Source organism: Bacillus sp. GMs2/2 (assembly GCF_050172095.1).
Classification (GTDB): Bacteria; Bacillota; Bacilli; order Bacillales; family Bacillaceae_G; genus Bacillus_A; species Bacillus_A cereus.
The window spans coordinates 1-207 of record NZ_JBNLYE010000810.1; the positions used below are offsets into that span (position 1 = coordinate 1).

Here is a 207-nt window from a genome sequence, read left to right on the forward strand (position 1 = left end):
ACTTTTCCAATCTACATTCCCTTCATATCCCAATAAGTCTTTCTTATGACGAATAACTACCCCGCGATCCATCCCACGATTTTGTAACATTTTCACGTCAAAATTATCTCGTTTTAATTCCCCGCCCCAACGATTTACAAATGAATTGTCTTGGCTAGAATCCAGTAATGCTTCCACAGGATTTTTACGGACCATGCGTGCACTTGC

At 40.6% G+C, this 207-nt stretch carries 1 protein-coding gene; it reads right to left on the minus strand.

The features are described from left to right. Positions 1 to 207 (minus strand): phage tail spike protein (locus ACQGS6_RS29645; RefSeq protein ID WP_426966122.1); only part of this gene is annotated, 207 nt, incomplete at both ends.